Source organism: Bacillus sp. FSL R5-0431, from assembly GCF_038002985.1.
Classification (GTDB): Bacteria; Bacillota; Bacilli; order Bacillales; family Bacillaceae; genus Bacillus.
Window position 1 is genome coordinate 415,475 of the sequence record NZ_JBBOOG010000001.1, and the last position, 13,908, is coordinate 429,382.

Annotated in this window: 11 protein-coding genes; 6 read left to right on the forward strand and 5 right to left on the reverse strand. The window is 45.1% G+C overall.

The window, feature by feature from the left end; translation table 11 throughout:
* Positions 1-29 precede the first annotated feature (29 nt).
* Both MKZ03_RS02025 and MKZ03_RS02030 read left to right on the forward strand, forming a co-directional pair.
* Positions 30-1,187 carry an amidohydrolase gene (locus MKZ03_RS02025; RefSeq protein ID WP_341030751.1) on the forward strand — a complete coding sequence of 386 codons (1,158 nt, stop codon included), beginning with the start codon at positions 30-32 and terminating at the stop codon, positions 1,185-1,187.
* Positions 1,178-2,512, forward strand: a complete 1,335-nt coding sequence (locus tag MKZ03_RS02030) for an MmgE/PrpD family protein (protein WP_340971659.1) — start codon at positions 1,178-1,180, stop codon at positions 2,510-2,512. The genes MKZ03_RS02025 and MKZ03_RS02030 overlap by 10 nt, the downstream gene beginning before the upstream one ends.
* A gap of 54 nt (positions 2,513-2,566) precedes the next feature.
* Here MKZ03_RS02030 and MKZ03_RS02035 read toward each other — a convergent pair whose 3' ends face one another.
* The 4 genes from MKZ03_RS02035 to MKZ03_RS02050 all read right to left on the reverse strand — a co-directional run bounded on the left by MKZ03_RS02035 (position 2,567) and on the right by MKZ03_RS02050 (position 7,443).
* A complete protein-coding gene (locus MKZ03_RS02035; RefSeq protein ID WP_034664090.1) occupies positions 2,567-3,412 on the reverse strand; it encodes a GAF domain-containing protein in 846 nt (281 codons plus the stop codon).
* Positions 3,413-3,576: 164 nt separating this feature from the next.
* On the reverse strand, positions 3,577-4,953 hold the full coding sequence (locus MKZ03_RS02040) for an aspartate kinase (protein WP_340971661.1): 1,377 nt from the start codon (positions 4,951-4,953) through the stop codon (positions 3,577-3,579).
* Positions 4,954-5,126: 173 nt separating this feature from the next.
* Positions 5,127-6,560, reverse strand: a complete 1,434-nt coding sequence (locus tag MKZ03_RS02045) for an MDR family MFS transporter (protein ID WP_341030752.1) — start codon at positions 6,558-6,560, stop codon at positions 5,127-5,129.
* A 16-nt stretch (positions 6,561-6,576) separates the two neighbouring features.
* Complete coding sequence (locus tag MKZ03_RS02050) at positions 6,577-7,443, reverse strand: TetR/AcrR family transcriptional regulator (protein WP_334750787.1); 867 nt, start codon at positions 7,441-7,443, stop codon at positions 6,577-6,579.
* A 478-nt stretch (positions 7,444-7,921) separates the two neighbouring features.
* On the opposite strand from MKZ03_RS02050, the gene MKZ03_RS02055 reads away from it, so the two are divergent.
* Positions 7,922-8,233, forward strand: coding sequence for an ArsR/SmtB family transcription factor (locus MKZ03_RS02055; protein ID WP_034664461.1), 312 nt, complete (start codon positions 7,922-7,924; stop codon positions 8,231-8,233).
* A 30-nt stretch (positions 8,234-8,263) separates the two neighbouring features.
* On the opposite strand, the gene gabR is transcribed toward MKZ03_RS02055, so the two are convergent.
* Positions 8,264-9,688 carry a MocR-like transcriptional regulator GabR gene (gene gabR, locus MKZ03_RS02060; protein ID WP_334750788.1) on the reverse strand — a complete coding sequence of 475 codons (1,425 nt, stop codon included), beginning with the start codon at positions 9,686-9,688 and terminating at the stop codon, positions 8,264-8,266.
* A gap of 108 nt (positions 9,689-9,796) precedes the next feature.
* On the opposite strand from gabR, the gene gabT reads away from it, so the two are divergent.
* The 3 genes from gabT to MKZ03_RS02075 are packed head-to-tail and all read left to right on the forward strand — an operon-like array spanning position 9,797 to position 13,892.
* A complete protein-coding gene (gene gabT / locus MKZ03_RS02065; protein WP_334750789.1) occupies positions 9,797-11,113 on the forward strand; it encodes a 4-aminobutyrate--2-oxoglutarate transaminase in 1,317 nt (438 codons plus the stop codon).
* A gap of 21 nt (positions 11,114-11,134) precedes the next feature.
* Positions 11,135-12,523, forward strand: a complete 1,389-nt coding sequence (locus tag MKZ03_RS02070; protein WP_334750790.1) for an APC family permease — start codon at positions 11,135-11,137, stop codon at positions 12,521-12,523.
* On the forward strand, positions 12,498-13,892 hold the full coding sequence (locus tag MKZ03_RS02075; protein ID WP_341030754.1) for an NAD-dependent succinate-semialdehyde dehydrogenase: 1,395 nt from the start codon (positions 12,498-12,500) through the stop codon (positions 13,890-13,892). The genes MKZ03_RS02070 and MKZ03_RS02075 overlap by 26 nt, the downstream gene beginning before the upstream one ends.
* The last annotated feature ends 16 nt before the right edge of the window (positions 13,893-13,908 follow it).

The window sequence follows — 13,908 nt, forward strand, 5'->3', positions numbered from 1 at the left end:
CTTTTTACTCTTTAGAGGGGTGAGTATCAGTGAAATCAATAGGAAATGAAGCTTTAAACAAACGTTTAATTAACATTCGCCGAGCACTTCATGAGCATCCAGAGCTGGCGTTTGAAGAATATGAAACGACAAAGAAACTGCGCGGCTGGTTAGAAGAAGAAGGGATCACTGTACTCGATTTTCCAGCTCTTCAAACAGGAATCGTCTGTGAAATCAAAGGAGAACAAGAGGGACCAACGATTGCCCTGAGAGCTGATATTGATGCACTTCCGATTGAAGAAGCATCTGGCGAACCATTTTCCTCAAAGGTACCTGGGAAAATGCATGCATGCGGTCATGATTTCCATACAGCTTCTATCTTTGGAGCGGCTCTTTTATTGAAAGAGCGGAAACACGAGATCAAAGGAACGGTCCGCATTTTGTTCCAGCCGGCTGAGGAAGTCGCGCAAGGAGCGAAACACGTCATAGAGGCAGGCGTATTAGATGGAGTGGATGCGATTTTTGGTATGCACAACAAACCTGATCTGCCAGTAGGCACCATTGGTATTAGAGAAAAAGCATTAATGGCAAGTGTTGACCGGTTTGAAATCGATATTAAAGGAACGGGTGGCCATGCAGGTATTCCGAATCACACGGTGGACCCGATTGCCATCAGCGGGCAGATCACAAGTGCTCTTCAGCAAATCGTCAGCCGCCGCATCAGCTCATTGCATCATGCAGTAGTCAGCATCACACGCATTCAAGGCGGTACATCATGGAATGTGATTCCTGATCGTGTTGAGATGGAAGGAACCGTTCGGACGTTTGAGCCTGAAGTGAGAGCGATGATTCCAGATCTCATGAAACAAATCGTGAGTGGGATTGCCGAAGGATTTGGGGCAAAAGGCGAAGTGAAATGGCATCCGTATTTGCCTTCTGTGTTGAATGACGAGCGTTTGACAAAGGTGGTAGAAGAAACGGCTGGTTCGCTTCACTTAAATGTAGCGCAGGCAGAGCAGTCACCGGGCGGAGAAGATTTTGCCCTTTATCAAGAACGCATTCCAGGCTTTTTTGTATGGATGGGGACTAGTGGTACCAAGGAGTGGCATCACCCTGCGTTTACATTAAATGAAGAAGCACTTCCAGTTGCCGCTGCCTTCTTTTCCGAGCTTGCCGTTCGGGCATTGGAGTCACGATCATGGAACTAACAAAACAACTGGCAGAGGCTGTGCTTGTAGCTGATCCGCTTCAAGATCAGCGGTCCGTTGAAATGGCTCGATATGGTCTGTTAGACGTTGCGGCAGCAGCGCTTGCTGCGAGAGAGGATGAAGGTATACAGAAGCTAATGGCGCTTGTGGAACAAGAAGGCGGAGCCGCTCAAATTCCTGTCATTGGACAAGGGAAGAAGGTCAGCCGTCAAGCCGCAGCCATGCTGAACGGCTACTTGATCCACGCCCTTGATTATGATGATGTGCACTCAGATGTGAGAGGACATCCCAGTGCGGTGATCATCCCAGCATTGCTTTCACAGCTGACAGACAGCAAAGGGTATGGTGATCGATTTTTAGCAGCCTACATTACAGGCGTTGAAGTGATGGCAAGGCTTGGCGAATCCATCGGCAAGGCGCATTATGAGCGGGGCTGGCATAATACCGGAACACTCGGAGCCATTGCAGCAGTATGTGCCATTGGGTATTTAAAACAAGTCTCGCAGGAAGAGCTGGCGAAGGCAATCGGCTTTGCCGGAGCGCAATCAGCCGGAATGAGAAAGCAGTTCGGCTCTGATATGAAACCATTACAAGCCGGCTTAGCGGCTAAAACAGCCGTCTGGTCTATGGACTTAGCTTGTTCAGGTTTTGGCGGGAATGAATCGGTTCTTGATGGTACGCTTGGTTTCTTTTCTCTCTATGGAGATCAGGAGCTGGCGGAAAATCGTTTACTAGAGGAGTATGGTATAGCGTGGCGTATTGTCTCGCCGGGGCTGTGGTTCAAAGTATACCCGTTCTGCTCAGCAGCGCATCATGCAGCAGATGCGATTCTATCCTTAATGGAAGAGCATACTTTCTTATCGGATCAGGTGAAACAAGCAGAGGTCATATTCCCGCCTGGCGGAGATGCAGCGCTTATTGAGCGGACACCTTTGACGGGCGAAGAAGGACGATTCAGTGTCGAATACGTCATCGCACTTGCCGTATTTGGACAGACGCTTACGCTGGATGCCTTTACGAAAAAAACCATTCCATCAGACATGCGCACATGGATGAAGCGGGTGAGCAGAGAATATGATCAAACGACAGAACCCCATCCAGACGCTGTCCCAAAAGGTCGCTTTACGATTGTGAAGCTTACCTTATCTGATGGCACCACCATTAGCAAACGAGTCGATCTTCCGCGGGGAGCACCAGGCCATGCACTATCGAAAGAAGACATCATGCAAAAATTAAACAGTGTCACAGACGCATCACATGCACAGCAGATTTTACAAGTTATTGAAGACGGAAACGATTCTTCTTATTTGCAGCTGCTGGCATGATTTAAAAAGAAGAAAAGGGCTAAAATTTATTTAGCCCTTTTTGTGTATCATTTCTTATTCCATTTTAGTAAACGTCAAGCCAATATGAGCAAGTGCCTGCGGCAAGTCTTTCCGGATGGTGATGTCTTTAAATGAAATATTCGACTGAATCGCACTTAGAGCAAGATCTTGTTTAATCCCTGTTAAAACAGCCGAAATTCCTAAAAGTTTCAGCGTTTGTGCATAGCTGACCAAATATTGAATGCTCTGTTCATTCAGGCGTTTTGTTCCCGATACATCAATGACCAAATGAGAGAGCGACAGTCTGTAGCTTTCCTGTAAAATGGTTTCTAAAATATGCTGAGCACGTGTCTCTTCGATATCACCTAGGAGAGGAAGCACGGCGACACCGTCAACAACTGGGACGATCGGTACAGATAATTGCTGAATCTGCCGGTTGGCACGGTCGAGTTCGAGGACGTAGCTTAATAAAGAAGCCATCGTTTCAAACATATGCACGTGTTCTTCTGTGAATTGCTGCGGCCTTAGATCAAGTCCGCAAATCGTTCCGTAGTTCGTACCATCTGTAAAATCAATCGGCACGCCAATGAATGATCCGCCTTGAAGACGTTTCGTGACTTCTAAGTATTTAGAACGATCATCCAATGATATATCAGGGATCACAAGCGTATCCTGATGATCGACCGCCAGCTTGCAAAATGTCTTCTCGTAAGGAATTTCTTCTCCTTCTTCAAGAAGCTGCTCGTCATGATTTAGCACCTTGACAATCTGATTGGTGGTTTGATCGTTTTTAGCAATAAACAGTGTATTCACATCAGTGAATTGACTCATCATGTTTAAAATACTCGTAGAAGCATCATGAAAATTGCGAAACTGTTTTAATAGTTGTTGACGAGGCATTGTTTTAGGACTCCTTGTAGCTCCGATCATAGACCGGAACAATAGTTGATTTGTCTCTATCATACAAAATGAAACGAGAAATAGATATATTTTAATGCGCAAATCCATGTGAATCGGGCGAGAACAAAAAGGACTGCCGATCCTGAGATCTGGCAGTCTGCTGGTTAAAGGGAGACAGGGACGGTAGACATAGAGAAAAATTCCTCATACAACGCTTGAACGGCTTCTTTTTCTTGAGCCGCTTTGACGCCAAACATCATGCTGACCTCTGAAGAGCCTTGATTGATCATTTCAATATTGACCTTCGCTTTTGACAGCGCCTCTGCTGCTCTTGCTGTGGTGCCAACATTGTGACGCATCGCTTCTCCTACAACCATAATGAGTGAGAGATTCGGCTCTAACACGACCTCATCTGCATCAAGCACGAGCTTCAAGCGGTCGAGCAGCTCTTGTTCAATATGCTGCTCCTCCAGCTGATCCTGTCTTAAAATAATGTTCATATCGTCAATGCCAGAAGGAACGTGCTCATACGTAAGCCCATATTCCTCTAACGTTTGCAGCACCTTACGTCCAAAACCGACTTCTCTGTTCATCAAATACTTGCTAATATAAATGCTGCAAAATCCGCTGTCTGAGGCGATTCCGACAACTGGTCCATTTGTATGATCTCGCTGGTTCACAATTTTTGTGCCTTTTGCCGAGGGATTATTGGTGTTTTTAATCTGTACTGGAATGCCTGCACGGAAGGCTGGAATGAGTGCTTCATCGTGGAACACAGAAAAACCAGCATAGGATAGCTCGCGCATTTCCCGGTACGTCAGCTCTGTAATCTCCTTCGGCTCATGAACGATCGTTGGATTAACAGCGTAAACAGCATCCACATCTGTAAAGTTTTCATACACTTCTGCTTTCAAACCGTTTGCTAAAATGGAACCGGTAATATCGGAGCCGCTGCGAGAAAAGGTGACAATATCTCCCAATAGGCTAAAGCCAAAAAAGCCAGGGAATATGATGATGCCAGAGCGCTCTCTTAATTTGTACAAATGATCATATGACTCCGGAAGGACTTGCGCTTGGCCAGGCTCATCGCTCACAAATAAACCAGCTTCCTTTGGATTCACATAGTGAGCTTCGACACCTTGATGGCGGAAATAGGCGGCAATGAGCTTTGCGTTATTGTCTTCACCGCTTGCTTTGATGGCATCAAGATATCGCTCAGGATGAGACGTATCAGCCTGTAAGAGGGCGTCTAGATCTTGCCTGATGGTGTCAATCACGTCATGACTTAACCCGAGTTCATCCGCAATGGAGGCATACCGTTCGATGACGGCTTCCTGTAAATCGTGTGCTTCGCCTAAACGTAAATATTGCTCACCGCAGCTAATTAATAGATCGGTGACCTTCGTATCCGTTGAATGCCGTTTTCCTGGTGCGGAAACAACGACTGCTTTTCGAGCTGGATCTGCTGTTACAATGTCAAATACCTTTTGCAGCTGCTTGCCAGATGCAAGTGAACTGCCACCAAATTTAACGACCTTCAATGCATACATCTCCTATAGTAAAAATTTTCTCACAAATTGAATAGTTCCTATTATCAACTCTTTTCTTTAAATTATCAAGGTTTTTCTTCGCTGTAAATACAAATGTCCTTTTGGAGAGGACGATATAGCGTGAGTATATGAAAAAAGAGCCGGCCATATGCCGAGCTCTTTTCTTATGAAGAAGATGAGGAGGAAGATAGCTCCTGCTTCATCACTTTATTCTCGCGTTTTTCCTTTAAGAAAAAGGAGAGGACGAGTCCAAGGACCGCAATCAAACCAGACACGATAAATGATGTGTTCATGCCGTGAACGGCTGATTTTAATGGGCTGGCTAATTCTGCATTTGCAGCAGAACTGCTCATGATGGAGACAAGCACAGCCGTCCCAATGGAGCCGCCCATTTGTCTCATCGTGTTATTCATCGCTGTCCCATGCGGGATCAAATGAGGCGGTAAAGAGTTAATACCTGCGGTTGTCAGCGGCATCATGATCATCCCAACCCCGATTAAGCGAAGCGTGTAGGCGACCGTAATGAGGGCGATGGATGAATCAAGGGTGAGCAGCATAAATGGCAAGGTCGTAATGGTGAGTATTGTAAACCCGCCTAATGCCAGCCCTTTTCCGCCGACTTTATCAAAAATCCGTCCAATAATCGGTGACAGGAGTCCCATAAAGAGAGCACCTGGCAATAAGATAAGCCCTGTATCAAGAGCAGACAATCCTCTGACATTTTGCGTATAGAGCGGCAGGATGGTCTCTGTACCAATCAATAAAGCAAAGACAAGCATCCCAAGGAAGGTCGTTAAGCTAAAGATCGCAAACTTAAAGACACCAAACTCAAGCATCGGTCTTGTCAAATTCGACTGGCGCAGAATAAAGAAGAACAAGCTCATAGCGCCGACAATCAGCGAAATGAGGACAGTCGCACTCGTCCAGCCATATGTTCCGACACTAGAAAATCCGTAAAGCAGCCCGCCGAAACCGAAGGACGACAAGATGACAGATAAAACATCAATACGTGTCTCTCTTTGCTGCGTTACATTTTTCATTAAGAAGAAAGCAAGAATGAGATCAATGATACCGATTGGCAGAACAATATAGAACAAGAACTTCCAGCTGAAGGAATCAACAATCCAGCCGCCAAGTGTCGGCCCAAGCGCTGGTGCGAACGAAATGACAAGACCGACCATGCCCATCGCCTGCCCGCGCTTTTCTTTCGGGAAAATGGTTAAAAAGATCGTTTGCATCAGCGGCATTAAAATCCCTGCGCCGGCTGCCTGCACAATACGCGCTGCAAGTAATACAGGGAAATTCGTTGCAAATGAAGCAAGAATTGTACCGGCTGTAAAGATGCTAAGCGCCGTTAAAACTAAAGAACGGCTTGAAAATTTCTCGATTAAGAAAGCCGTGATCGGGATGAGAATCCCGTTTGTCAGCATAAAGGCTGTGGTGAGCCACTGTCCCTTGCTGACATCAATATTGAATTCCTCCATGATATGTGGGATCGCTGGAATGAGCAGCGTTTGGTTTAAAATCGCGACGAATGCCCCAACGAGGAAAATCCCCACAATCACAGATCGATTATACGATGTTGTTGATTGGTTCATGTTATCCCTTCTTTATCTATAGAATGATGCTTTTCAGCTGTGACACGTTTTGTGATAAAACGCTGTTTTTACCTAAATAATCGAGCAATGAGCTGATTAAAAAGGTTCTCGGTTGGTCCTTTGATAATTCTTGGCTCAGCAGCTCAAACGCAGAGAGGAGATCGTCCTTTTCTTCTCCGTTTGGCAGTGCGTGAAGCTCTTGTTTGATCTTCGTTAAGGACGAGATGACAAGCTTTTCTTCATCATATTCGTCCTGTGAAGAAAGCAAATAAGAGTCCATCAGCTGATCTGTTAACACAGGCTCAATGGAGCAAGGCTTTTTCGACACACGGTCCATCACGCCAATAATCATTTCGGCGGCATTTTCTAATTGGATGTTCTTGCGCTCAATCGCCAGCATTAAGATGAATTCTCTCATTAATCCGTTGAGGACGATCACAAGATCCCAGACGTAAGGCGCAACAGATTCACCATATGTGCTTAAAATAATGTCTCTGTGCCGCTGCATGATAATGGAGCGTGTCTCACGTAAATGCTTAATGACAATGGGCGAATGCTGCGAAAAAGCTTCAAAGGACAGCATATTCAAAAATTTATGATTCTCTTTAAACTCTTCAAGCTCAAGTTTGATCTTCTTTGTGAATTTTTCCTTTTTGGACAGCGTCGTTTCTGAATGAATGATGCGCGAGATCTCTCTCATTTTCAGCTGATTGTATTTAATCAGTTCTAATAGAAGAGCTTCCTTTGAATCAAACAGTTTATAAATAGACGCTTTTGATATTTTACAGGCATCGGCAATTGACTGCATGGAGACACTCATATAGCCTTTTTGAGAAAATAATTTCTTTGAAACCCGCAAAATCTCTTCTTGCTTTTCGTTCATCTTCATAAGTCCTTTCCGAATCGGTAAAACCATATGGTCACAATGGAAACCGAGTGGTCACTTTTGCAATGATAACAAAACCAATGACCCATGACAAGAAAAGAAACTTAAAAAATACCTATCTATGTGACAGGTATTTTATCCTTCCGCATGTGCGGCATATATGATGATCTGTCCGTTAAGTTCGACGATCAAAAGGTCTTTTCGCTGCTTTACACAGTATATAGCTGTCCCTTTTTTTAACCTGGAAGCTGTGCCGTGATCAAAATGTTCGGCAGCTGTTTTCTGAATGATACCTACTTGCTGATGTTTTGTGACGGTTAGTTGATGGGTCAAATCTACATTTGTTTGATAGACAGTTCCTTCCCTTTAAGACAGCTTGTATATCATCATAATCGTTTCCAAAGGATGTATCGTTACTTTGTATGAGGCGAGTCATGAGATTGTATGTTGGCACAAAATACGATACATTAATCGTATGAATAATCCAATCCATCCAACTCAAGAAGACATAAGACTGATTTCTGTGCTGCACGCATTGGCTGATCCTATCCGGTTAGAAATTGTCCGCTGCTTAGCAGAAGCGGGCGAGAGGACATGCGGTACGTATGAGATGAATATTGCCAAATCTACGCTTTCTCATCACTTCAAAGTGCTGAGGGAGGCAGGCGTCGTGAAAGTGAGAATTGACGGTAAACACCGCTACTATTCTTTAAGAAAAGAAGACATCGAGACCGCTTTTCCTGGACTCGTGTCATCCATTTTAGCCGTAGATAAAGAGCGGTGGTAAGCCAGCTGTCTAGTAAAGCAGCTGGCTGTTTTATTTCCCATAAATCGACTCATACAGTCTTTTCACCGCCGGCTCAATATCCTCTGGCCGCATATGAGAGAAGCCGAGGACGAGCGGAACAAAGCCTTCCTGATGCCCCGGCAATTGCTCATCAAGGGTAAAACGATCCATCCCATACATTTTGAGCTTTCTTTCTTTGGCTCGCTGTAAAATCTCATGCTGCTTTCGGTTTGAGCGGAACTCTGCGATAAAATGAAGTCCAGCATTTTCCCCAATAATCCGTACATTGTCAGTAAAAACCGTGTCGAGCTCTTCAATGAGCTGCTTCCGCTTTTCCTCATATAAACCATTCATTCTTTTAATATGCCGCTGATACGCCCCATCTTTTATAAAATGAAGAAGGGTGTATTGCGTAAAAAGGTTGGCTGTTTGAATGAAGAAGTGCTGTTCTTCCTTATAGCGTCTCAATAAATGCTGCGGGAGCACCATGTAGCTTAGCCTTAAGCCTGGCAGCAATGATTTTGAAAAGGTCCCCATATAAATGACTTTGTCATATCGATCCAAACTTTGCAGCGCTGGAATGCTGTCTGTACCATACTTGAATTCACTATCATAATCATCCTCAATGATATAACGGCCGGGATGATCGGCTGCCCAGTTTAAGAGCTGAATCCGCCGTGAAATCGGCATAATCACCCCTGTTGGGAATTGATGTGAAGGGGTAATGATTAAGACATTCGGCTGTTTTTTGTGAATGTCACTCATCCGCACCCCTTTTTGATCAATGCCAATCGTTTCAATTCGGTGATGATTGTTTTTCAGCATTTGATAGAGCCGGCGATAGCCAGGGTTTTCTAATCCGTATACTTGATCGGCTGGAAGAATGCTTGATAAAGAATGGATAAGTGATTGCGTGCCTGCGCTTAAAATGAGCTGTTCTGGGTAGCATTTGACCCCTCGCGCAAGCCCGATCAACCGGGCAATCGTTTCCCGAAGCTCGTACACACCTTGTGGATGCGGAAGCTCACCAAACGCTTCTTGATGGAGGCTGATCGCCTTTTGTTCACTTTTCAGCCAGCTTTTAAATGGAAAATTGGCTGTATCAACAGAGATATGTGAAAAGGAATACCAGTCGTCCCGTGCAATCGGCTCCTCCTTTAAATCTGCTGGAAGGGACGAGGGTTTCAGCTGACCTGACTCATGAAACGTTTCTAATGATTCCACAAAAAAACCTTTGCGTTCGACCGAATATAAATATCCCTCAGCAAGCAGCTGCTGATACGCGCCATTCACTGAATTGACGCTGACGTTTAATGTATCGGCTAACTCTCGTTTTGAGGGTAATTGATCGTGCGGCTGAAGGTTTCGGTTTAAAATTTCACCTTTAATTTTCGTATAAATTTGATGATAAATAAATCCGTTTGCCCCTGTTTGGTCTAGTTGAATTGTCAGCATCTCGTCATTCCTTCCTCTCTGGTACCATGAAAAAAATGATATTGGTACTTTCTATCATACCAAAAAATATTCAGAATAATAAAAAAGACATAAAGGGGATGGATGACAATGAGTCAAACGACAACAAACCGTTTTTCAACAGAAGAATGGCAGGGGAAAAGAGATCAATACGTCGCAAGAGGCGTGAGTAATGGCAACCGTCATCTTGCAGCGAAGGGGAAGGGAGCCGAGCTGTTCGATATCGATGGGAAACGTTTTATCGATTTTGCAGGCGCTATCGGTACATTAAATGTAGGTCATTCACATCCAAAGGTTGTGGAAGCCGTCAAAGCACAGGCAGACAGTCTGATTCATCCAGGATTCAACGTGATGATGTACGAATCGTATATTGAATTGGCAGAGAAGCTATGCCGCCTCACACCAGGCGGCCATGACAAGAAAGCCATTTTCCTAAATTCAGGTGCAGAAGCTGTTGAAAATGCGGTGAAAATTGCACGTAAATATACGAAAAGACAGGCCGTTGTGTCGTTTACAAGAGGCTTCCATGGCAGAACGAATATGACGATGAGCATGACGAGTAAGGTCAAGCCATATAAATTTGGGTTTGGGCCATTTGCGTCAGAGGTGTATCAAGCGCCGTACCCTTATTACTATCAAAAGCCAGAAGGATTAAGCGATGCAGCCTACGATGAGTACATCATTGATCAATTCAATCAATTCTTCGTCGCAGCCGTTGCACCAGAAACCGTTGCTTGTGTGGTCATGGAGCCAGTCCAAGGGGAGGGCGGATTTATTGTACCATCGAAGCGTTTTGTACAGCACGTTGCTTCATTCTGTCAGCAGCACGGGATTGTCTTTGTGGCAGATGAGATCCAAACAGGCTTTGCGAGAACAGGGAAATACTTTGCGATTGAGCACTTTGATGTGGTGCCTGACTTAATCACGGTGTCAAAATCTCTTGCGGCTGGGTTACCGCTGAGCGGTGTAGTTGGCAGAAAAGAACTGCTTGATGCGGCAGATCCAGGTGAGCTTGGGGGGACATATGCAGGAAGTCCATTAGGCTGTGTGGCAGCACTAGCGGTTCTTGATATTATTGAAACGGAACAATTGAATCAACGATCTGAGCACATCGGACAAGTCATTGAGGACAAAGCAAATGATTGGAGAACAACGTATCCATTCATTGGAGAAGTCCGCCGATTAGGGGCAATGGCGGCGATTGAAATTGTGGAAGATCAAAAAACGCGTACGCCAGATAAGAAAACAGCCGCAGCGATTGCAGCATATGCAAATGAGCACGGGCTGCTCTTATTAACGGCAGGGATTAATGGGAATATTATTCGCTTCTTAACACCACTTGTCATCACAGATGAGCTGCTGAATGAAGGACTAGGGATCATCGAGGACGCCTTCAAAGCACGCTAAACAACAAAGGGGGATGGTTGTATGCAAAAACAACAAATGGCAAAAACCATGTCGCAGTCTGACGTACTGTTTTTATCCATTGGTGCAATGCTTGGATGGGGCTGGGTTGTACTTTCGGGAGATTGGATTTTAACAGCAGGATTTTTAGGCAGTGTCATCGCCTTTGTCATCGGCGGTATTCTCGTCATCTTTATTGGACTCACGTATGCTGAGCTTTCGTCTGCAATTCCAGAGACGGGAGGAGGGCTCGTCTTTGTCCAGCGGGCATTTGGGATGAAATCAGCGTTCGTCTCAGCATGGGGCGTATTGTTTGGTTATGTGTCCGTCATTACGTTTGAAGCTGTTGCCTTGCCAACTGTCATTGATTATGTCATTCCAACACAGCATGTTGGCTTCCTATGGAATATAGGGGGATGGGACGTATATTTCACATGGGTGTTGATTGGATCTGGTGGTGCTTTATTTTTAACAGCGCTGAACTACATTGGCGCCAAGCCAGCTGCTATTTTTCAATCTGTTTTTACAGTGGCCATTATCCTGACAGGTTTTCTTCTTTTAGGCGGCGCAACATTTAACGGAAATGTAGCAAACCTTGAGCCGATGTTTCAAGGCGGAGTTGGCGGTCTCATGGCGGTTTTAGTGATGATTCCCTTTTTATTCGTTGGTTTTGATGTCATCCCGCAAGTGGCGGCGGAGATCAATGCGCCGAAGAGAATTATCGGGAGAATTTTGATTATCTCCATCGTGAGTGCCGTTGTGTTTTATCTGCTCATTGTCTTTGGGGTAGCTGCTGGGCTGTCAAAAGGACAGCTTGAAGCCTCTTCATTGGCGACAGCAGATGCGATGGTGGAGCTGCTCGGTCATCAGGCGTTTGGAACAGTGCTTGTCATTGGCGGTGTAGCAGGAATTGTGACGAGCTGGAATGCTTTTATCATCGGTGCAAGCCGTATTCTATATGCGATGGCGGAAAGAGGCATGATTTCCAAATGGTTTGCGTATATTCATCCAAAGTATAAAACACCGACACATGCGATTTTATTTCTTGGTGCATTGGCCTTTTTCGCTCCATTATTAGGGCGTCCTGCCCTCGTGTGGATTGTCAATGCGGGCGGTGTCGGAATTATCGTAGGGTACTTAATAGTGTCCATTGCCTTTATGAGACTTCGCAAAGCAGAACCAGAGCTTGAGCGTCCATACCGCATTAAGTATTGGCGGACGACAGGCGTTTTAGCTATCGGGCTGAGTCTCCTTTTTCTTTCATTTTATTTTCCAGGAATGCCGGCCTCCTTATCATGGCCAGCTGAATGGATATTGCTTTTAGGTTGGGCACTCATTGGGTATATACTATATGTAATGAATCCAAGAACGAAGGAGACGGTAGAGCATGACAAACGAACTCAAAGTGTATAATCCTGCAACAGGAGAAGAAATTGCTTCAGTTGCTCAGCATACAAAAGAACAGATCGAAGACACCATTACCCGCTCACACAAAGCATTCAAAGCATGGGCAAAAACGTCTGCGCATGAACGTGCCAATATCATTCGCAAGTGGTTTGATCTCATGATTGAACATAAAGAAAGGCTCGCGAAAATCATCACGGAAGAAAACGGGAAGCCGTATCAAGAAGCATTAGGCGAAATCGTCTATGCGGCTGGATACATTGAATGGTACGCAGAGGAAGCCAAACGGATATACGGCAGAACCATTCCGTCACATACGACGAACAAACGCCTTTTTGTCACAAAGCAGCCAGTGGGCCCTGTTGCGGCCATTACACCGTGGAATTTCCCAGCAGCCATGATCACGAGAAAGGCTGCACCAGCACTTGCAGCGGGCTGTACGTTTATTGTGAAGCCTGCTGAAGACACGCCGCTGACGGCTATTGAACTTGTGAAATTAGGTCACGAAGCTGGAATTCCTGAGGATGCCCTGCAATGGGTGGTTGGAGATGGAAAAGAAGTCGGTGAAATATTCACAGATAGTCCATTGATTCGCAAAATCACGTTCACAGGCTCAACGCCAGTCGGAAAGCATCTGATCAAAAACAGTGCGAGTACAGTCAAGCACGTATCAATGGAGCTTGGCGGTCATGCTCCGCTCATCGTAGACAAAGATGCCAATCTTGAACTAGCTGTCAAACAAGCAGTGGCATCTAAGTTCCGTAATGCAGGACAAACCTGTGTCTGTGCCAACCGCTTAATTGTACATGAAGACATTCATGAAGCATTTGCTCAAGGCTTCAGCAAAGAAGTAGAAAAGCTGAAAGTGGGAAATGGCTTTGAAGAAGGCACATCCATCGGCCCAATTATCAATAAGCGCGGCTTTGATAAAATTGTCAGCCAAATTCAAGATGCAGTCGATAAAGGGGCGAAAATCCTTGTCGGCGGTGATACGCATTTTGATGATGACAAGTCATATTATTTTGTCCAGCCAACGGTTCTCACACATGTAGACCCTTCCATGAACATCATGCATGAAGAAACCTTTGGACCAGTGGCACCGATTACGACGTTCAAAACGCTAGATGAAGCGATTGAATTAGCGAACGATACACCTTTTGGTCTTGCAGCTTATTTCTTTACAGAGAATTATCGAAACGGCCTCTACATCTCAGAGAATCTTGATTACGGGATAATCGGCTGGAATGATGGCGGCCCATCGGCTGTTCAAGCACCATTCGGAGGAATGAAAGAAAGCGGAATTGGCCGTGAAGGCGGCATCGAAGGGATCGAACCGTATTTAGAAACCAAATATGTATCCATTGGTTTAGACGAATAAACGTGAAAAAGACTGT